This is a genomic window from [Phormidium] sp. LEGE 05292 (assembly GCF_015207735.1).
Taxonomy (GTDB): Bacteria; Cyanobacteriota; Cyanobacteriia; order Cyanobacteriales; family Aerosakkonemataceae; genus Floridanema.
Genome location: NZ_JADEWG010000082.1, coordinates 1 through 19,496 on the forward strand (window position 1 = coordinate 1; position 19,496 = coordinate 19,496).

The window sequence follows — 19,496 nt, forward strand, 5'->3', positions numbered from 1 at the left end:
TTCTGTTTCTTGACTTTCTTCTACTATAACTCCTGGTAGGTTTAGCAACTTAGTCAGTAATCTATTCTTCATCTCTTTGATGCTTAACACTTCCCTAATAATTTAGCACAGTAAGTACGGAAGAACCAAAAAACGACAGCCTGTAACTTTATGGAGTGGGACTCCCAGTTATTGGCTACCTGGTAAATTGAAGGGTGTAAGTGCTTATTTCCAAACCCTGCTTAATGCTTCTCCTACTGTTTGGTTCCCTCATGCCGAACGCGGTATTTTAGTAATTGGCGCACCAGGTAGTGGAAAAACTTTTAGCGTCGTTGACCGCTTAGTTGAAAGTGCATTCCAACAAGGATTTCCCGTGATTATTTACGATAAAAAAGGCGAGCAAATGAAATTACACGCTCCCTTAGCTGTTCGTTACGGTTATGACGTGCAAGTGTTTGCACCGGGGGAAAGTTATTCAGGTGTAATCAACCCCCTGGACTTTATGAGAGATGCTCAAGATGCAGTTATGGCGGCAGAAATTGGTTCGGTAATTGCGCGTAATGCCAGTTTGGGAGAAAGCAAAGGTAACGAATTTTTTGAGAAAGCTGGTGAATTAATGGCTAAGGGACTGGTACAGCTAGCTAAAGGTAGTCCCTACCCAGATTTAGCAATGGTCTATGCCTTTATTCAACTACCAGATTTAGTCAAACGCATTCATCATACAGTTCATCGTCCTGAAGGTCATCCCCTGAAAATGGATCGATGGATTGCTGCTAGTTTCTCTCAACTTTTAAGTTCCAAAGATGCGGAAAAAACTGTAGCAGGTATCAAAGCTACAGCCGAAGCAACTTATTCGGCTTTCATTCAAAAAGATTTACTAAGAGCTTTTATCGGTCAAAGTACTATCCCCATTGTTTTATCAGGGAAAAAGTGCATCATTTTTAAATTAGATGACCAAAGACGTGCCGTAGTCGGCCCACTTTTAGCAGCCGCCATCCACTTGTGCGTTGTCAGTAATCTATCCAAACCAAGAAAAGACCCCTTCGTGTACTGTTTGGATGAATTTCCTTCGCTCAAATTCGAGCGCATGGATCAATGGGCTAACGAATATCGCAGTGCTGGCGGTGTACCGATTGTCGGTATTCAAAGTTTGAATCAATTGTATAACCTTTATGGGGATAAAAAGGGAGCAGCGATCGCTAGTGCTCTATCAACTCATGTGCTATTCAATCCGGGCGATTACGACACGGCAGAGAAATATTCTAAACGCTATGGGGAAGTGGAAGTGCTGGTGAAAAATCGCTCGACGGGTAGTTCGATGGGTCAACATACTAGCCGTTCTGTCAATTGGAACGAACAATTGCAAAAGAAACCGTTGATTAGTGCTGATGAAATTCTGCGATTTCCGCAAGGTAAGTGCGTAATTACCTCTCCTGCTTATAGTTCTGGTACGGAAGCTCTGTTTCCCTATCCCTTAAAGATTCCAGTTAAGCCTAGCGACCGCCAACGCGCTCTCCAATCAGAAGTACTCTGGGATAGCAAGATTCGACCTCAGCTAGAGAAACGAGCTTCTGGGCAATCAGTTGACCCGAAAACTAAGCAGGTACTCAATATTGATGAGGAACTAGATCGTCGAATTCGTGCTGCCGAACAATTATTACCCCATCCTCACGACCCTAGCGACCCAGTAACTACGGCTGATGTCCAATCAAATCAAACTGTCGGCAAGATTCGGGAACTCCTAAAAAACAAAGCAATTAGCGGTGTAATTCATGACTGAACATTTGGTTCCACCTGATATTTTGATAGTTGATGATATTCCTGATAACATTCGGTTGTTATCATCTATGCTAGTTGAACATGGTTATCGAGTACGAAAAGTGGTAAATGGGGAAAGAGCATTGAAAGCGATCGCTTTGCAACTGCCCGACCTAATTTTACTGGATATCCGAATGCCAGATCTCGATGGTTATGAAGTGTGCGCCCGACTCAAAGCATCTGATATTACCAAAAAAATACCGATTATTTTTATTAGTGCTGCCGACGATGTATTTGATAAAGTCAAAGGGTTTGGAGTCGGGGGTGCTGACTACATCACCAAACCGTTTGAACCGATTGAAGTAGTAGCGCGAGTCGAACAGCAATTAGCGATGCGTCGCTGTCAACAGCAACTATTTGCCAAGAATCAACAACTCGCTACACAGAATATTCAACTACAACAGGAAATTAAACAACGACAGCAGACAGAACGGCGTTTGAAAGTTTTTGTCCATGCTGTTTCTCACGATTTACGAAATCCTGTCACCGGAATTTCGTTGTTACTGCAAAGTTATCTAAAAAATACTACGGTAGATGTTGTACTCGACAGGCAAACTGTAGAAACAATGTTGGATAGTTGCACTCGCCAACTTCAACTGATTGATTCTTTAGTGGAAACGCAGCTATTAGAAACGTCGCGCTATCCGTTGAACTTGCAACCAATATCGCTGCACGCTTTGACCAGTCGTATTTTGAAAAACTGGGAACCGATGTTAACCAAGTCTCAGGTTGTTGTTGCTTATCGGATTGCTGCCGATTTACCTTTGATAAATGCTGATGCCGAACAACTTTGGCGAGTGTTTGAAAATCTGATTGGTAATGCAGTCAAATACAATCCATCTGGTTTTATGTTGACATTGGATGCCCTGGTAGATGCTAATAAAAAAATGCTGCGTGTCATCGTTGCGGATAATGGTGTGGGCATTCCAAAAACTGAATGTGCTTCCTTATTCGATTTGTACGTGCGGGGAACTAACTCTGTACGTCGTCCGGGAACGGGTTTGGGACTCTATATTTGTCGGCAAATTGTAGAAGCGCACGGTGGACAAATTGGTGTGGTTGGTGACTTAGGTCAAGGAGCAAGTTTCTGGTTTACGCTACCGTTAATGCTAAACCAACCCCAAGCGTAAAGCTTTGACTGCGGCTTGGGTGCGATCGCTTGCTTTCAGTTTATGAATAATCTGCTGAACGTGACCTTTAATCGTGTTGGCACTAATCCCCAGTTCTAGACCAATTTCCGTGTTGCTTTTCCCCTCAACCAATTGTTGTAGAACTTGCAATTCCCGTGCAGTCAATTTCACTTCTTCTAATTCTTCACCGTCGGGTAATGGTTGTCTGAGGTTTTGCAGCCAGCACTCAGCAATTTTCGCATCTAGATAAAAGTTTCCTTCGGCTACTGCGGTAATTGCTGCTTCTAGTTGAGGAATACTAACACCTTTAACGCAGTATCCATTAGCCCCACTAGTTAACGCAGCTATCACTTTGGTTCGATTGGTGTAGTGAGTAAAAATGATTACTTGGGTGTTAGGTAGTATTTCTTTGATTCGCTGCGTCAGTGTAATACCATCCATTCCTGGCAAGTCGATATCGACTAAAGCAATGTCTGGTTTGAGTTCGACGGCTGCATTCATTGCTTGTAGACCATCCTGCGCTTGTCCGATGACTTGAAAAGCAGGTTGAGCAGAAAGTGCGTGCCGCAGCCCTACCTGCAACATCGGGTTATCTTCCACAATCAAAATTGTTTTTGGTTTTTTATCAATTTTGACGGACATTTTTATTTGTTCTCCAAATAATTGTTTCACGAACAAACTTTTCCGGCAACCTTGACAAATGCTATCGGTTGCTCGGTAAAAGAAAGAGTTCTATTCTTAGCACAATCTTTCAGGAAATAACAGTAAATTTTAATTATTTCTTATTAGTTCATAGCGGTATTTCCTCGATTTGGTCTAGGCTTTTTGCTAGAGTGAGTGCTGCCTCTGTATTTTTTTTATTGGTAGCAATAGATGGTTTCATTCTCTTAACTAACCAATTGCGGGTGAGCTTATGTTGTTTGCTATCCCAATTAAATACTACTTTCTGAGCAGTTCTTGTCGGATGCAGTGCTAAAACAATCAGTTGCATTTCATCAGGATTTACTTGAAAATGCTCAGTCGCTACCCATAATTTAATTCGGTCAGAATAACTTAGACTAGGATGACGAATTCCCCATTCAAATAGCCGCTTTCTGCCTTTAATAATTCCTATATTTGTCTGCACTTCAATGAGTGGGAAAGATGAAGGAGAAGAAGTATTGTTTGCATCCAAATTCAACTCTAGTCGAGCGGTAATTGTTAGGTCAACAAAAAGCTTTTTCTGAGGAACAAATAGACTAGGTGCTAATTCTTTTAACAATGTAATCCATTGTTGAAATTGAGGATAATTGTCAAGGATTGGTTCTACTGGCAATCCCATTAACATTTGTTTGACAAGTAACTGGAATTGTTGTTGAATTTGGCTAGGAACTAAAGAAGAGGTGGATTTGTGACTTTTAATTGGTTGAAAGTCTGATAAAGTTAGCAGTTTCATAGTTTCAGAATGAATACTAGTTCTGAAACTTAAGTGGCGGTTGCGCCACTGGAACACCTACGTTTTTGTTGAGCGAGGACTGGCGCGAGGCGCAATATGGCTGAAGGCATAGGAAATAAAGTCATCATTTTTGACACTACGCTGCGCGATGGAGAATTGATGCCAGGGGTGCAAATTAATGTGGAGCAAAAACTTGAATTGGCTCAGTTTTTAGAGTTCATGAAGGTTGATGTAATTGAAGTGGGATATCCGGCAGCTAAAGAGAAAGATTTTGCCGCAGTCTTCCAAGTGGCTCAACTTGTAAAAGATTCGATTGTTTGCGCTTTAGCTAGCGATAAATTTGCAGAAATTATGGTGGCAGCCCAGGCAATTAAACCTGCTTTAAGAGGCAGAATTCATCTTTACACTTCTGTAAATTTAAAAGAGCGCTCGCTCCTGAGTCAAGCAGAAACACTAGCCCGGATTCGAGAAAGCGTGACTACAGCAAAAAACTGTTGTGCAGATGTAGAATGGTCGGCGTTTGATGCTACCCGCTGCGAACCAGATTTTTTATGTCAGGCGGTGGAAACAGCTTGTGCTAGTGGAGCAACTACCATCAGCATTCCTGATAGTTTGGGAACAGCTTCCCCAGAATCATTTGCTCAACTAATTCAAATGATACAGCAACGGGTGGGGGAGATCGATCGTCGCATTACTCTCTCAGTTCACTGTCATGATGATTTAGGTTTGGCTGTCGAAAATTCAATAGCTGCTCTCAACAGTGGCGCAAGACAAATCGAATGTTCTATTAATGGGTTGGGAGCGAGAAAAGGAAATGCAGATTTAGCAACAGTGGTGAGAAAAATTGCTCGGATGCCTGACTACTATACGAATGTAAATCTAAATCAATTAGATTCAGCTTCTGAATTAGTCAAACAAATCATAGAACAAATTCCTTAAGAAAATCGATTTACAAATGAAGCTGTTAAATGATGAAGAGGATTTAAATGAAACAAAAAAACCAACAACTTACTGTAGATAATAAAATCAAAAAATGGATTCAAACAGCTAAAGAAGCTGAAGCTACTCGATTTGCTATATCCATTACTCGGCTGACCAGTATTAAAAGTATCTGCACAGATAAAATTGCTAGCGAAGAATTTGCTCTTTACATTGCTAAACGAGTACAAGAACAAATGAATCAAGATGAGTGTCCCGAAGAATTCAGCGATGAAGAATGGTTACAGCAAAAAGAATTGATGAATGAAGCGTTGGCGCTGATGAAAATTAACCTGGAAAATCCTACTTATGAAAATCAGCAATCTCTACTTAAATTACTCAGACAAATTGATAGCTTACAAGGAGATGACTATCGGCGCGTTCATTGGACAACAGTACGATTTGTTCGTAGTGGAAATTTACTAAAATTAGAATATGCTCTGCGTTGTTTTGTAGAGCAAGATTTTCCTTACTGGGCTTATAAACTTGCTAGAGAATATGTGGAATATTATACACCGATATCTGGTACGGGTATAACTTCAGAATCTGTGCCAATGTTGTTAGAAATAGCTGAATTTTGGTGTCAGCACTATTTTAATGAAAGTTTGAATCAGAAGTTTCCTCAATTAATGTCGAACGAGTAAATTACTCATGCCTACTGGTATTGCAATTCCTAACGAAAAATCAGGTAAAAGCATTTTTTGGTAATGCTTTTACCTTCAGTTTAACCTGTAATAATTTTGATTAATTATGCTTCAGATAATGAAAGCGCATCACATAAAAGCAGCCCCATTTCTTTGAGCAAACCTTTATTACCATCAGGACAACCAGATTGAATCAAACATTTAGGACAACCGGATTCGCATTCACAATTCCGAGCTAATTCACCTGCCACTTTAGCAAGTTTTGGCAACTGCTTAAAAATTGCCTCCGCACTACCAGAACCACCTTCAACCCGGTCATAAAATAAACCAACATAATCTGCAATTCCTCTTTTTTCTACTCGAAAACTCACATCATTCATCCCAGACAATACCACCAATGGCAAAGCTGCTAAAATCTGATGTCCAAAAGTATGAATTACTAAAAACTGCGCTGGATATTCCCACAGTTGTTGATAATTTGTCGGAATTGGTTGCTTGGTTTGCAACAATTGAGTGCGAGTCCGAACTACAATTTCTTGCCAGTATCGATTAACTGATTCGCTAACACTAATCTGGACAACAGGAGTACTAAACTTGATAGCATAATATCGCTCAAATTCAACTTCATTAAGTACCGTTGTTAACTCCGCTTTCCGCAACAGTTTACCACAAGCTGGACAATGAGTACGTTCGTTCAATCCTTCCTTATAGTTTACACACTTCTTCTGCAAACAAGTTAACTTGTATGATCTGGTTAGTAATTGATACCCAGTCACTTGTTGACTAATTTCACCCCAACCTAAACTCAATTGTATTGATAACGGAACTTGAGTGGAACCATTACTTTCTCCGGTTGACACAAGCAAAGGAACAATTTTTGGCGTACTCAATTCTTGATGGATACAGGTATCAACGCGATTGACAGCAATCGTAAACAACGGAGTTTCTGTAATTAACTGCAATAGGGCTTTTCCCATTTCCAATTCCAGAGTTTCCGAACGATAAGTTACTAATTGTCCGTCCGAATTCTGCGTTCGGTAAATTGCACCTGGAAACACTTTATGAATAGCAATTTCAGCACTTAAACTTTCGATTTCTTCTCCAGATTCCGCATCTACCAATTGAACTGTGCTGCTGTTTATTCCACCTCGAAAGTTAACATCTTTATGGGGAAATCCTTTCGCCCATAATCGACCACGACTTTTGTGCATGACTCCCTGTTGCATCAAAGCTGTGACAATAGAAAGCGCCAATTTACCAAAATAGTAATTGAGTTTAGTAACAGGAATTCCCGTTTCTACTGCGGCACACATCAAATGTTTGGCTAAGTCTATCGGGTAATTAGTACTAAAGCTAACTTGTTCTGACGGAGCTCCTAATAACAACTGAGGATGTGTAGCAAAATAATTATCAAGCGGTAATTGAGCAATCGGAATAAAAACAGCTAAACCAGCTTTTACTCTCCCTGCTCTTCCTAATCTTTGTCGAAATGCTTGTAAACTACCAGGCCAACCTCTGATAATTACATAATCCAGTTGTGGTAAGTCAATTCCAGCTTCTAACGAACTGGTACTGATAATACATCGAATCTGACCTAATTCTAATTGTTGAATTATTTGAGCACGACGCTGGCTAGTTAAACTGCTATAGAATATAGCTACTTGTTTTTCAATGCTACTATAACCTTGTTGAATCGCCTCCTGTCGTAAAGTTGACCACAAATTCTTGATAGATTGTCTGCCATTACAAAAACAAATTCCACTTTGTCCAGATTGCAATAAAAACAAGATGATTCTCGCTGCATCTGGATTAGCATTATGGCTGGGTTTAGTAACAATTAACTGTCGAGAAGGTGTAGCTGCTCCACTGGAATTAATCCAAACTAATCTATCCGGTTTAGTTGAATTACGTTGACGATTCCTACTAGATAATCTTCTAGCTAATTCTACTGGATTACCAATTGTAGCACTCAAAAAGATGAATTGTAGTTGATTAGAATTACCACCATTACCATCAACTGCCAACTTTAAGCGACGAATTAAAGCTGCCATATTTGCTCCATAAACACCATTAAAAGTATGTGCTTCATCAATTAGCACGTAACGCAGTTTGCTCAAGAATTGCTGCCAAGGTTGACTCCAATAAACTCCTCTAAGTGCAAAGTGAATTAATTCCGGCGTAGCTCCAATAATTTGAGGATTAGTTGCTAACAATCTTTCTCTTTCCTCTTTGCTAGTATCTCCAGTTAGCATCGCTAATTGAGGTTGTACAAACTGGGGAATAGATTTGATTAAGTTGGCAACTTTTTGACCTTGGTCTGATGTTAAGGCTCTTAATCCATAAAAAGCTAAGGCGGTATAATCATGCTGCATTACTCCTTCTAAAATTGGAAGATATGCACTCAAAGATTTGCCAGAACTAGTTGTAGTTGATAAGATGATATCTCGACCTTGACGCACTGCTTTGAGAGCTTTAATTTGGTGAGAATAAAGTTGTTTTATGCCTTGTTGTTGTAAAGCTTGTTTCAGTTCTTTTGGTAAATCAGATGGCAGGTTTTTATTGAGTGGATTGGTTGCAGGCGTTGTTTCATGCCAAATGATGTCTTCTCCTAGTAATTCTAGTAGATTGTCAGCCTCAATCAATTGGTTTTCTGTTATCGATTGATTGTGAGAAATAGGAGAGAATTCCCGCTCAAATTGAGCCAGTAATTTTAGATAATCTGGTTGCATCTGTAGACTGCGATTACTTCTATTTACCGCCACCGATAGGGGCGGAAAAAAATAAAAATTAAGCAGGACAAATGGCAGCAATGTGTATGCACTCGCTCGGTTAATTCTCCTTGTAAATATCGAGCAAGCGCTGCTGGCACGAATACTCAGTCACCGGGAAACCCAATTTATTCGACTCAATATGGTGAAGAGTTAAAGGAAGTAGTTAAGAAAGCAAATAATTTAACCTAGCAGTCAAAAACCCAATACCCAATCCCCAAAATCCCTCTCTACCCCGCACTTTGAGGGAAAAGCAATTTCTACCCACGAGCGCCAGCTTTCGGGAGCATCAAGGCCCACCTAATGAGTTGGTTAGATTCCCGTGTAAGCAATTCATTGGCAATCTCTCGATTATTTTGGTAGATTTCCAATCGGAGCGTGTTGGGATCTGAATATCGAAAAGTTACAATATAGTTAAGATTCCGCTCTGAATCGGTAAATCGGTACTGCGGTCGGCTTGTCGTACCCGTGACATTGAAACCTGTGTTTACCCTCATAACGCCTCAAAACAAGGTACGATTGCTATTGGTTGGCGCTACTGGTTTTTAACCAATAGCGCCACTGAAAGTTTTTTGCAGATGTAGAAAGATTCAGGTGTTCATGAAAGGCAAATTCTCAACAATGCTGGCAGTATGGAATCAGCCTTTCCTCCACTTTTTAGTTCAACTTCCAACTCAAACAGCATCGAAAGTGCTTTTGACAAGTAATTCGTCAAAACTTCATTTACTTCTTGTCGTAAGAAATACATTCTTTTTGGATTGCCTAAACCGCACAAAGTAGCAATTTCTGAGTCAGAGAGTTTAGCTACTAATGCTGCTTTTACCCACAACCAAGTCTTAAACTGAGTAATGAGAGTAGCCACAATTACTAAAGGAAATTCAGCACGAGATAGTAATTCGCGTACTATCTGAACAATGGCAACAGTTTCACGTTTGAGTAATGCTTGAGCTAATTGTAAACTGTTACTTGTGGTGATGGGAATTAACGCAATAGCCTGCTCTTTGGTAATCTTTGCACCTGCGGCATAGACAGCTAACTTTGACAATTCTTTCACCATTCTGGTAGTATCATTACCAATAGCTTGAGCTAAATAGTTCATAGCATCACGAGCAATAGTTAACTGCATTTGTTTAGCAGTATTAGCGATCGCTTGTTCGATTAAGTCACTACGCCAAGGTGGAATCAAAGCCAACTCTTTGAGCTTCCCTAACGATAACAAATATTTAGTTACCTTCAGTCGCTTATCAATCGAATTAGCCGTAAACACCAAATGGGTAGTTTTGGGTAACATGGATAAAGGTTGCAACATCTCTAATCCAGTTTCACCAAACTGTTTGAAATCACAGTTTTCTACGATAATCAGTTTGCCACCTTCACCAAAAGGAATTGAAAAAGCACTCATCATAGCAACACTTAATTGTTCGGCACTAAATTGATGTATGTTAAAGTCTCGCCACTGAGGATGAGTTTGTGCTTTTAATATTGCCAATTCTTGCTTAATCGCTTCAGTATCGTTGCCAACTAATAGCGTTATCATGCTGACAGTTCCTTCCTTTGTTCAATCGCAATCGTAACTGGATAACCCAATACTCGGCTGACAATTCGTTCTACTAATGCAATATTAGATTGAAACTTTTTCACATCAGATGTGGGGACTGCTAGTACGCAATTACTCTCATTGAAACTGATTAATTTGGCACGAGAAAGTAAGGTGCGATTAGCTGGTTTTGTAGCTTCAATAACCTGACTCCAAACGGAACTCAATTCCCCAGCTTTACCATTTCCGTTTCGATTATGTTGCTCTTGATTATTGTGAATCAAATTGAGCAAGCATACTTCCAACCAAGTAGCACCATTAGTTGTTACTCTCAACTGACTTTCTGATTTTTGTAACTGCATTAAAGCTGCATCTATGCTAGAAAATTCTAGAGCGTTAGCAACTTGCCGTAATTGCGAATAATTCAGAGTTCCGACGACTACATTCTCACTTTTGGGTACGCTTTTAACAATCAGTAAATCGCGGTAAACTGCCAACAGACTACTCAGAATCAATTTCGGTGTTTTACCGCTATCAATTAGAGTTCTTGCTGATTGTAATACTGTCAGTACATCACCCGCACAGATAGCTTTGACAATCGTAGCTAAATCATGAGAACGAATCCCACCTGACACTTCTACTACACGCTCTGGTGTAATTTCTTCTCCCATCAGCGATAATTGAGAAAGCAATTGCAAAGCATCTCTTAATCCACCCTCTGAATATCGTGCAATTAGCTTATTTGCTTCCTCTGTAATGGCAATAGATTCTTGAACAGCTACTCTCGACAATTGCTCGACAATTGCCTCCATAGACAGTGCTTTAAAGTTAAAGGTTTGACAGCGCGAACTAATAGTTGGTAATACCTTGTGTGCTTCAGTCGTGCAGAGAATAAATACCACATGAGATGGTGGTTCTTCGATACATTTTAGCAGTGCATTTTGAGCACTACTACTAAGTTGGTGACATTCATCTAAAACGAATATTCGATACCGACTAATTACTGGTGCAAAATTGCTGCGTTCGATTAATTCTCTAGCATTTTCTACCCCATTATGACTAGCTGCATCAATTTCACTTACATCCAAACTATTGCCTGCATCAATTGCTTTACATGATGCACATTTTTGGCAAGGATTTGCTGTGGGAACTGACGAATTAAGACAATTTAACGATTTAGCTAGAATGCGTGCGGTTGAAGTTTTACCCGTTCCTCTTGGCCCGGTAAACAAATAAGCTGGGGCAATTTTAGCAGAAGTTACTGCGTTTGTTAGGGCGATTTTGATTGGTTCTTGACCTACTAAACTTGCCAGGTCTTTTGGTCGATATTTGAGCGATAATGGTTGGTGCATTATTTCAGTTTTTCATAAAAGTTCCCAGAGAATCCCCGCTAGGGGAAGAGAAACTTTTGTCTAATGTATACTTTTAATTGAACTAAAGAAATTGAACTATATGTCTAAACAACGGGATGATTATGATAATCCTTGTCAAGAAGCTATCGCTGTCTACTTTAAATCTTTTATTGCTTTCTTTTTCCCGGATATCTACGAACAAATTGACTGGAAAATCCCCCACGAATTTCTTGATAACGAACTCAGACAAGTGATGCGGGATGACGAATTAGGACAGCGAGAAGCTGATAAGTTAGTGAAAGTTTGGTTAACTAATGGTGAGGAAACTTGGGTGTTGATTCATTTAGAAGTACAAAGTCAATACCAATCAACTTTTGCGGAAAGGATGTATGTTTATAATAGTCGCATTTTCGGTATTTATCGGAAAAAAGTGGCGAGTTTAGCTATTTTAGCCGACTCAGAAAAATCTTGGCGACCCCAAGAGTACAGTTATGACATTTGGGGAACTAGGGTTTTGTTAAGGTTTTCGATGGTTAAATTGCTAGACTATCAACAGGACTGGCAAACTTTAGAAGCCAATACTAACCCTTTCGCTCCTATTGTTATGGCGCACCTGAAAACACAGGCGACAGGTGGAAAACCTCAAGAACGGTTAGAGTGGAAATTAAGCATTGTCAAGAGTCTGTTTGAACGAGGTTATAATCGGGCTGAAATTCGTGAGTTGTTCCGATTAATTGACTGGATGATGACATTACCAGGAGATTTGGAAAGTGGATTTACTCAAGAAATCAAACGTTTTGAGGAGGAAAATCAAATGCGTTACGATACTACTTTTGAACGTTTAGCTCGTCGAGAGGATATTATCGAAATTTTAGAAATCCGGTTCACAGAACTGCCAAGTGAGTTGGTAAAAGCTATTAATCTGGTACAAGATTCTGAGTTACTCAGGATGTTGCATAGGCAAGCTGTTACTATTGAATCATTGTCTGATTTTCAGCAACTTGTATCTCAGTCTCAATCAGAAGAAAGTAATGATTGATTTAAGAGGAAAAAGGGAGTAGGAAAAGTCAAAAATCCTTCTCCCTTTTTCACCTACTCTTGGGGTGCTATTGCATATTCGGATTCGATTGCAGCTTCTCCTGAAATTGGCGTACCAAAAGGTACAATCAAGACAGGTGCCAAGGGTGAAGCTAAGAGCATTCGTAAATCTGACGTTGTAACTGCTTTCATTGTATCGATTAAATAACGAATATCTAACTTTACTCGCAAGTTATCACCATCAATCTTAGCAGCAATTATTTCCTGACCGGAACTAACTGCATTAGTAATTGAAGCTCGAATTTGTTGTTGTTCGGAATCAAATTCTAACCCTACTGTAACGTGGGATTTATCGCTGTGAGTTGCTAATCTTTCTAATGCCTTAACTAAAGCTAATCGCTCCACTATTATTTGGTACTTCAACTCACCTCTGTAGGGGTCAACAATTTGGTTACATGGTGGGTAATTTCCTTCTAACAATTGAGTTGTCATTTGCCAATTTTGACAACGAAAAGCTACATACTTTGCTGAGTGCTCTGCCGAACCATCGTAGTAGATAGCAACCCGCTCTGTCGAGTTTAAATTGCGTTCTAATAGCTTTAGTACTTTGGCAGGTACGGTAAATTCTACTGCTTCTGTAAGCAAATGATTAGCCTCATTGTTGCTCTCACTTAATCCTAAAATCATGGCAATTCGATGTCCGTCTGTTGTCCAAATTCTCAGGTGATTAATCCCACGTTCCGCATCATAACTAAGTTTAAAGTTAACCCCTGTTACAATTCGTTTCGTTTCATCGGAACTAACAGCAAACAAACTACCTTTAAGTACCCCTATTAGTACGCTAGCTGGGAGAGAAAATAACTTGTGGTTTACTAGAGGAATTGTGGGAAATTCGCTGGCGATTATTCCTCGAATAACGTGCCGACTTCTTGGCATTGATAAAGTGACAGTTAGGGATGGTGGTGTGTTTGCAGCTTTGTTACCTTTGGGTATAGTAACTTCACTGTTTATTGTCAGCCGACCTTGAGGAAATTTTCCTAAAATATCAGCTAATATGGTAACAGGTAATGTCAGAGAACCAGGTTGATTAATTGTGGCATCAAAGCTAACTTGCATTCCAAATTCTAGGTTGTATGCAGTCAATTGTAATTTTTGGGAATTTGGCTCGGCTTCAATCAGAATGTTGCACAATATCGGATGGTTATTATTGTTAGGGACGATCGCTTTAAGTACCTGCACGTAATCGTTGAATTCTCTAGAATTGCAAATCGCTTCTACTGGTGTTGGTAGAGCCAATATTTCAGAGGTTTGTTCGGTTTGGGATAAACTAGTTTCTAGCGGTTCAGTTGGTTTTGGTTGGTTAGTGGAGGTAGTCTTTGAACTTTTTTGTCGTTTTTTAGCACTATCTGCATTTGAACGTTCTGGGGACGTTATACTAGAGTCAACTGTTTTGGCTCTAACTGATTTTTTTAGTCCAATTCTTGTCATAATTCTGGCAATTTAATGGTTCGGCTTATCGCTGCGATAGCAGTCGTCATTATTAGGAAATAAGAAATAGAGAGTAGCAAATCAAAGTTACCTACTCCCTACTTCCCTAGTTAAAAAAGCGTAATTTGTCGTGGTAGTAATCGCTCAACTTTGTGAGGTTGAGGAGCGATAAATAATAGTCTTTTTTTACATCTGGAGCCTGATACATACCACAAACGATGATACTCCTTTAATTTCTGTTTTCTGCTCTCATCATTTCCTACCAATAAGCGAGTAAAAAGGTCATCCCCATCTATTCCTACTACATCAAAAGTACTTCCTTGCGAATTATGTACTGTCAAAGAAAAACAATTATCGACTTCGGCAAACAAATCATCTTTGAACCAATAGTATTTACGCCACAAGAAACCATTTCGTTTGGCACTTTTTAGCTTTTGTTCTAGTTCTGCTTCGTAGCGGTTGGATTCGGATTCATGCCGCACAAAAATCTGCCGCATTATTCCCTCATCGGTAACAATTTTTAGCAGCCATACTCGATAGCCATAATGTTGACTGATTTCTACTTCTTTTACGGTAAATTCAGTCGAAGTTGGCAAAATTACCGTCTTGCCATCTGGTGCTATTACTGGTTTTTTAGTAATTAGTCGTTCGCCAGGAACGAATCGTGGTGCAGTCGAACCGTAGACTTGTTCTCGAATTATCTGATTGTAGTAATCTACTCGTTTGTTTGTCCAGCAGAGAATTCTTAAACAATCGGGATGAAGAGCAAATTTTCGCTTGATTGTTTTGATGGCATAGTCTAACATTGTTTCGCTGGTTACTTTAAAAGCACCATTCGATTTATCTCCTTTTTTGTATTGAGAATGAGGTAGGAAAATTGAAGTTTTAGCTTGACTTTTTACGAAGGAGCGACAGTTAGTAATAAAGTCCAGTACTGGGCTTTCTCCTGGTTGTCTAACTACTTCTGTTAGGATAGCTCGATTGATGACATTAAAACTAGGACTGCGCTTTTCTCCAATGGGATTTAATTGTGCTGGATCTCCCATTAAAATTAGTTTTTTCCGATTGAAGAGTGTTTGGTTGAATCCTTTTTCTATCCATTTCCACAGTTCTCTTCCTACCATCGAACATTCATCAAGAATGATAATATCGTATAGGTATAGGGTACTGGAGTTGGTTTGCTCTAGCACTTTATCTTGTTCTTTTCTGACCATTCCTAACCCTAACAGTTGGTGGATTGTCAAAAAGTCTACTCCGATAATTTGGTGCTGTGCTGCTAACTTTTTCAGGATATTAACTGCTTTGTTGGTGGGCGCACTTAGAGCAATTCTTTTGCCTTGTTGTAGCAGTTCTTTGATGAATTGAATGATGATTGTCGATTTTCCGGTTCCGGCGTATCCACATAACAGAAATATTGTGTTTGGGCTAATCAAAAATTCTTTTAGTTGTTGGATAGCTTTTGATTGTTGGGGAGTAAAAGTCAACTGGGGTGCATCGCTTGTTTGGGTTAGGTTGAGTAAATTTTGTATCATTGATTTCACTCAATTACTATTTCTTCAACCTTTGATTTAAGCGCTAGCTTACTTTAGTTGGTTCTCTTGAGAAAAGATAGCGGATTACTCATATCAGCAGCAAAGCCAAGGATGGCAGAGTCGCGATGTTCATACAGCAATTCTCCCTGCTGATTAAACAAGAAAGTTGCGCCACGTTGAGTAAGATAAGCAGAATTAGGAACGTATGTTTTCCAGTTAGTTAACACTTCTGCCATATTTCGCAGTCGTAAAGTTGCTAACTCAAATGGACGCTGAAAACCTTTACCACCTGCCAATTTGAAGAATGAACCTTTTAGTGGTGGCAGGGGGGCAGCCCGTACAATTTCTTCATCGCCAATTAACTGAGGTGCTTTTGCGTCGCCTTTATATCCGCGAAATACTTCTGCCAAAGTCCCTGGACTACCAATTCCAGCACACATTAATATTAGGTTAAACCAAGCATTCGCACTAGGCGATAAACCCGGTAGTTTGAGGGATAAACCTGAGTATAAGTTGAGTGTTTGGTGCAGTTGAGCAGTAGAGTCTACAAATAAACAGTCTGCCGGAAATCCGGTAAAACTAGAGAATTTTTGACCGGAAGTGCGATTACCAATCCCCACTGCTCGAATTGCTATCCCTTGTGCTTGCAGCTGTTGGGCATCTCGTTGCAACCACCAAGCATACTCCAAGCTGTCGAAATCTCCCAATTGTGGCAATATTAGCACCAGTTTTCGAGATGAGGACTCGCAACCACTCAAAATCGGTAAAATTGCTCCATCACTTACCCGTTGGCGTTCAGTTTGGCTCAAAATGTTATATGTACTCATTGGCTCATTCAAACCTCAAAACCACCGAAATAATCAAAATTTCCCACTCCCGCACTCTTTTCCAGAGTACTAATAACTCGTTGGAAATTATCGTAAGGGCCGCTAATATAAAAAGGTCTACCAGCCCGACCAAATTTTAGTTTACTTTCCCCATTCCATTCACCTAGATGTGTTCGTGATTGTTCAAAATCTCGATGAGGGCTAAATCCCAATGATTTGGCATAATCAATTGCACCAAAAACTATTGCTTGTGCTTGTTCTAAAGTAATCTCTTGGTATCCTTGGGGAAAGTTCATATATGAATTTTGCACGAATTCTAGATACTTACTACTGTTAAAGTCTTTAGGTCCGATTGTATCTTTTAAACCCAAACACCAGTAATCTAGCAAATAAGTACAAACGCTATAGCGGTTGTAGCCAGTAGTTCTGGCTACCAAAACTAACCCTAAACCTCCGATTTCATTCTGAAGAGAATCACTATCTTCAAACAGTAACCTTTTAGCACATCTGGTATCAGCTAGACATTTATCTATGGGTGGTAATTCACCAGTTTGAGCTTTCGCTCTTGCAGTTTGTTCGGCTTGTTCTTTGATAAATGCAGTTACTTCTGATACTTTCAAACCTAATTTACGGGCAATTTGTTTAGGGGTGACGTTTAAAGCACGTAACTTGAGGATTTCTTGCTGTTCTTCTGGACTCATTCTTGCTCGAAACTCATGCTAGTTAACTCTTACTAAGTTTTACCATTAATGAGTCTCTTGAGCTAGTATAATGCTTTGTTTTTCTTTCCGTTCAACGAGGCATTTCTTCCAAGTTGATTTCTGCTAATTTTTGCAAATTTGACAACCGTTTAGCTACAGTTTTTTGACGAAACTTTTCTACAACGCATTCATAACGCTTTTCTGTATGTTTCAATTCAGCACTAAAACATTCTCGCCAATGACTGAGGTATCCCACTTGCTTTTTAATTATCCGCCACCAAGCTTTTGCTAATCCTTTGGTACGAAAGCCAATCCAAGCTTTAAAGTAACTACCGTCTTCACTAATTTGGTAAGCAACATTAGGCGATAATTTGATGACAGGTTTGAGGGGAGTAATCCCTAAACATTTTAATTCAATTAAGCTATAATTCTGTACTTCTCCCTGCTCCCATTCTATTTGAAAAGGTCGTGTTAATTCAACGTTTAACTCCACAATAGTTCCCCAGATTTCTAACCCTTCTCGTTGTTTCAAAACCCGCTCACCTAGTTTAAAGTTGCACAAACCTTGTTCTTTAGCTAAATTGGCTATTTGTTCTGCCCATACCGCCGACCAAACTTCGTTTAGTTCCTCAGTATCATAATTTTTGCCTGCTAATTCCAAAACCAACTCTTCAAATAATTGTTGTTTCTTCATTGCTATTAAGCATGACAAATTATCGTTAACAGCCTTAGCCATTTTTAAATGTAATTTAACTTTACTTTTTAGGGCTATTAAAGATAAATTGCTAGGTACTTGAGCCGAAATGGGAATATCTACAATACAGGCAAATAACTTTCCCGGAAACAGTTCTTTAGGAAACCGATATCGCTCTTCAAAAGAGCAGATAATCAAATGATGTTCGCTAACTTCTTCAACTAAGAGAGGATTCGCTTGATTGAATTTGACGAATTTAGTATTGGCTAGTTGAATAGTTATGTTTGCTGGTAGCTCTACAATTGTTTTCAGTGGGATTAATTGAGGAATAATTGCAATTCCCAAAAACCGAATTTCGTCCAGCGTGTAAGCAAATATATCAGGTTCAGAATCATTATTTGCATCCCAAGTAATTGTTATGGGTCGGTCTGTTTCATTTAATCCAGTGACTACTCCATAACATTGCCCTTGGGTTACAATATCTCCTAATTGAAATTGATGCAATTTAGGTAATTTTGGTTGGGTAAGAGAGGCTCCAAAAACTGCTATTACCTCTCTTACTTCTAAGGCTGGGTTTTCTGACTCTAGAAGTTTGAGTAACTGATTTGGATTCCTCATAGCAGTGTCGAGGTGAAAAAGTTGGCTCATATTCTGTTATATTGTGTTATAGTTGGGGAACAAATGTAGCGCGAGCGCATTGAACCAATATCATTATTAAAGTAAGTAGCAAACCTTCTCAATGCTCCTGTTAATAGAAGAGATTTTACATACTCTGTGGCTATGGCAGCTACTTGTTGATTTACAAATAATCCTTGTTGGTTACGCAATGCGATTTCTGCACAAGAAAACGAGGTATTACTCAGTTCTTCAGGTAGCGGTTTTAGTAATTCAGGATGCTGCAAAGTAGGGGAAGGTAAATTAATACAAAAACTGGGATTTTCTGGGTTGTCGAAAGCATTTTTTAGTTGGAATTCATTGGTTGAGCCAAGTAACACTTGTCCCGAATTTGAATTGGCATGATTCCCACAATCCAAATACCAAATGTCCGGTTCTTTATTTTGATTCAAGTCCAGACATTGACTGATTTGGTAACGGGCTGCTGCATTATCCACACAACCAATAATTATCGTTAAACCCGTCCACCAATTATCTAATAAATCTGCATGGAAAGGTTCGGGAATAGCAGTTAAATTGCTGCCTAATGCTAGGTTGTATCTAGTGGCTAGAACTAAGGCTTTATTACTGCCAATTTCACTCTCAATAAAGTTCTGTCTGGGAATGTTCTTCGCTTCAATAATATCCGGGTCTACCAGCGTACAAGTAACCTTCTTGTTGCTACTTGTTTCCATGACTTTGCTTAATCGAGCTAGGTTAGGAACTAGCCATCCTCCTGTCCCTCCTGTGCCAACAATCCAAATATTAATTTGATGACTATGACGAGTTAAAATTGGGACGGAATTACTGTAAGTTAGGTCTATCATAGTATTTCATGATTAACTAAAATTTTCAAAGACAGAAAGAATCAGTAGGTTTGAGCCATACTGATTCTTGTGGTGGTAAGGAGAAATGATTATC

Annotated in this window: 16 protein-coding genes; 5 read left to right on the plus strand and 11 right to left on the minus strand. The window is 39.5% G+C overall.

Annotation, left to right across the window (positions count from 1 at the left end):
- The first annotated feature begins 187 nt into the window (after positions 1 to 187).
- A complete protein-coding gene (locus tag IQ264_RS20575) occupies positions 188 to 1,759 on the plus strand; it encodes a type IV secretory system conjugative DNA transfer family protein (RefSeq protein ID WP_228061688.1) in 1,572 nt (523 codons plus the stop codon).
- Positions 1,752 to 2,927: a hybrid sensor histidine kinase/response regulator gene (locus tag IQ264_RS20580; RefSeq protein ID WP_193982674.1), complete on the plus strand. Its 1,176-nt coding sequence runs from the start codon at positions 1,752 to 1,754 to the stop codon at positions 2,925 to 2,927. Before IQ264_RS20575 ends, IQ264_RS20580 begins: the two co-directional genes overlap by 8 nt.
- Here IQ264_RS20580 and IQ264_RS20585 read toward each other — a convergent pair.
- Together IQ264_RS20585 and IQ264_RS20590 are read right to left on the minus strand one after the other, a co-directional pair.
- The gene (locus IQ264_RS20585) at positions 2,907 to 3,569 is read right to left on the minus strand and encodes a response regulator (protein ID WP_193982675.1); all 663 of its coding nucleotides are present in this window, start codon (positions 3,567 to 3,569) and stop codon (positions 2,907 to 2,909) included. The two genes, IQ264_RS20580 and IQ264_RS20585, sit on opposite strands and share 21 nt — an antisense overlap.
- 148 nt (positions 3,570 to 3,717) lie before the next feature.
- Positions 3,718 to 4,362, minus strand: a complete 645-nt coding sequence (locus tag IQ264_RS20590) for a hypothetical protein (RefSeq protein WP_193982676.1) — start codon at positions 4,360 to 4,362, stop codon at positions 3,718 to 3,720.
- A 96-nt stretch (positions 4,363 to 4,458) separates the two neighbouring features.
- Between IQ264_RS20590 and IQ264_RS20595 the strand changes: the two genes are divergently transcribed.
- Both IQ264_RS20595 and IQ264_RS20600 read left to right on the plus strand, forming a co-directional pair.
- A complete protein-coding gene (locus IQ264_RS20595; RefSeq protein WP_193982677.1) occupies positions 4,459 to 5,301 on the plus strand; it encodes a 2-isopropylmalate synthase in 843 nt (280 codons plus the stop codon).
- A 47-nt stretch (positions 5,302 to 5,348) separates the two neighbouring features.
- Positions 5,349 to 5,984: a hypothetical protein gene (locus IQ264_RS20600; RefSeq protein ID WP_193982678.1), complete on the plus strand. Its 636-nt coding sequence runs from the start codon at positions 5,349 to 5,351 to the stop codon at positions 5,982 to 5,984.
- Between the two features lie 104 nt (positions 5,985 to 6,088).
- On the opposite strand, the gene IQ264_RS20605 is transcribed toward IQ264_RS20600, so the two are convergent.
- From IQ264_RS20605 to dnaX, 3 genes are all read right to left on the minus strand, one after another.
- Positions 6,089 to 8,713: a DEAD/DEAH box helicase gene (locus IQ264_RS20605; protein ID WP_193982679.1), complete on the minus strand. Its 2,625-nt coding sequence runs from the start codon at positions 8,711 to 8,713 to the stop codon at positions 6,089 to 6,091.
- A 637-nt stretch (positions 8,714 to 9,350) separates the two neighbouring features.
- The gene (gene holA, locus IQ264_RS20610) at positions 9,351 to 10,289 is read right to left on the minus strand and encodes a DNA polymerase III subunit delta (RefSeq protein ID WP_193982680.1); all 939 of its coding nucleotides are present in this window, start codon (positions 10,287 to 10,289) and stop codon (positions 9,351 to 9,353) included.
- The gene (gene dnaX / locus IQ264_RS20615; protein WP_193982681.1) at positions 10,286 to 11,641 is read right to left on the minus strand and encodes a DNA polymerase III subunit gamma/tau; all 1,356 of its coding nucleotides are present in this window, start codon (positions 11,639 to 11,641) and stop codon (positions 10,286 to 10,288) included. The genes holA and dnaX overlap by 4 nt, the downstream gene beginning before the upstream one ends.
- A gap of 100 nt (positions 11,642 to 11,741) precedes the next feature.
- On the opposite strand from dnaX, the gene IQ264_RS20620 reads away from it, so the two are divergent.
- Positions 11,742 to 12,680, plus strand: coding sequence for a transposase (locus IQ264_RS20620; protein ID WP_193982682.1), 939 nt, complete (start codon positions 11,742 to 11,744; stop codon positions 12,678 to 12,680).
- Between the two features lie 53 nt (positions 12,681 to 12,733).
- Here IQ264_RS20620 and dnaN read toward each other — a convergent pair whose 3' ends face one another.
- The 6 genes from dnaN to IQ264_RS20650 all read right to left on the minus strand — a co-directional run bounded on the left by dnaN (position 12,734) and on the right by IQ264_RS20650 (position 19,402).
- A complete protein-coding gene (gene dnaN, locus IQ264_RS20625; RefSeq protein WP_193982683.1) occupies positions 12,734 to 14,167 on the minus strand; it encodes a DNA polymerase III subunit beta in 1,434 nt (477 codons plus the stop codon).
- Between the two features lie 110 nt (positions 14,168 to 14,277).
- Complete coding sequence (locus IQ264_RS20630) at positions 14,278 to 15,699, minus strand: ATP-dependent DNA helicase (protein WP_193982684.1); 1,422 nt, start codon at positions 15,697 to 15,699, stop codon at positions 14,278 to 14,280.
- A 53-nt stretch (positions 15,700 to 15,752) separates the two neighbouring features.
- Positions 15,753 to 16,526, minus strand: a complete 774-nt coding sequence (locus tag IQ264_RS20635; RefSeq protein ID WP_193982685.1) for a peroxiredoxin-like family protein — start codon at positions 16,524 to 16,526, stop codon at positions 15,753 to 15,755.
- Between the two features lie 8 nt (positions 16,527 to 16,534).
- Positions 16,535 to 17,227, minus strand: a complete 693-nt coding sequence (locus IQ264_RS20640; RefSeq protein ID WP_193982686.1) for a DNA-binding response regulator — start codon at positions 17,225 to 17,227, stop codon at positions 16,535 to 16,537.
- A gap of 91 nt (positions 17,228 to 17,318) precedes the next feature.
- Entirely contained in the window at positions 17,319 to 18,569 is a 1,251-nt protein-coding gene (locus IQ264_RS20645; RefSeq protein ID WP_193982687.1) for a hypothetical protein, read from the minus strand.
- Entirely contained in the window at positions 18,566 to 19,402 is an 837-nt protein-coding gene (locus IQ264_RS20650) for a ThiF family adenylyltransferase (protein WP_193982688.1), read from the minus strand. The genes IQ264_RS20645 and IQ264_RS20650 overlap by 4 nt, the downstream gene beginning before the upstream one ends.
- Positions 19,403 to 19,496: the final 94 nt, after the last annotated feature.